General features: G+C 50.5%; 1 protein-coding gene. It reads right to left on the bottom strand.

What is annotated here, in order from left to right; genetic code table 11:
* Positions 1-825: hypothetical protein (locus tag J8L98_RS24435; RefSeq protein ID WP_210998658.1), on the bottom strand; the 825-nt coding region annotated here is incomplete at its 3' end.
* Between the last annotated feature and the right edge of the window lie 45 nt (positions 826-870).

The raw sequence follows: 870 nt of genomic DNA on the forward strand, positions 1-870 counted from the left end.
CTCATCATATTGGGTTTCAACTTGGTGACCATTGGCATCGGTGACGCGATGCGCCCGATTGTTCTTATCAAACGCCGTGCGTGTTTGCATTTGCCCATTCAAGCGAGTTTCAACTAAGTTGGCATTCTTATCATAGTGATAAGTGCTGACACTCAGCTCTATGCCTGCTGCATCGTACTGCGCCACCGAGGCCACTTTGCCTAGGGCGTTGCGGGTTGTTTTCACTGACGTGCCATTCGGCTGTGTGACCATGATGCTGTTCGCCCCATCATCATACTGATAGCGCGTCACATCCCCTGTGGCATTTTGAACCGACAGTTTACGTCCTAGCATGTCATACAGCGTTTCGATGGTGCGCGTGGCACCATCAACCACTTGCGTGCTCACCACTTTACGGCCCGCTTTGTCTGAGGCAATATCAACACTGTGAGCTATTGTGGTTGGGTTACCATTACCATCAGTCACAGTGACTACTCGCCCAAACGCGTCGTATGTTTTACTGCTACTTTGACTCAGCCCCGCCCCACTGATAACCGTAGAGGTTAATAACCCTCGGCCATCGTAGTTAAAGGTGGTGTCTGTGATTTGCTTACCTGCATCATGACGTTGTTTATCCAACACACTCGCATGGCTTTGTTGTGACTGCTTCGCCAATTGGGCAAAGGCATTATACGCAAAGCGTGTTTCATACCCTTGCGCATCGGTTTTAAGGGCCACCAAACCACGGGTGTTATATGCTAGCTGCTCATGGAACGACGCCCCTGACGCCACTTTGTCTGTTAAATATTGCGCAACCGTTTTACCGCCTGTCACGGTGTTCGTCACCAAGCCCCCAATCAAGCCGGCTGAACTGATATCTGATGCAGACAA

This window comes from Pseudoalteromonas sp. MMG013 (genome assembly GCF_018100885.1).
In the GTDB taxonomy this organism is placed as follows: Bacteria; Pseudomonadota; Gammaproteobacteria; order Enterobacterales; family Alteromonadaceae; genus Pseudoalteromonas; species Pseudoalteromonas aurantia.